We start from the raw sequence: 272 nt of genomic DNA, 5'->3' as shown, positions 1-272 counted from the left end.
ATTAGGTTCTGCTGGGTACCTGCCCATGTGCGCATGGAAGGAAATGAAGAAGCTGATAAAATAGACAAAAGTGCGCTAGAACTGACTGAAACAATTAAAATGACATATGGGAAAGGCGAAGTCAAGGCTATTCTGAAGAAAGAGCTCATGAATAAGTGGCAGGACAGATGGGACAAGGACAGCAGTGGAAGCACATACTACAACATACAGAAAAAGATCAGTGCAAATGGTGTTGTGAGAGGGAAAAGAAGAGAGGAAACCATAATAACTAG

The 272-nt window shown here is 41.9% G+C and carries 1 protein-coding gene; it reads left to right on the top strand.

From position 1 onward, the window contains the following. Nucleotides 1–33: 33 nt before the first annotated feature. Nucleotides 34–272: hypothetical protein (locus IEQ44_RS15850; protein ID WP_227487637.1), on the top strand; the 239-nt coding region annotated here is incomplete at its 3' end.

This window comes from Nocardioides malaquae, from assembly GCF_015070385.1.
Classification (GTDB): Bacteria; Actinomycetota; Actinomycetes; order Propionibacteriales; family Nocardioidaceae; genus Nocardioides; species Nocardioides malaquae.
The sequence above is the reverse complement of the archived record's forward strand: the minus strand, read 5'-3'. Positions and strand labels throughout refer to the sequence as shown.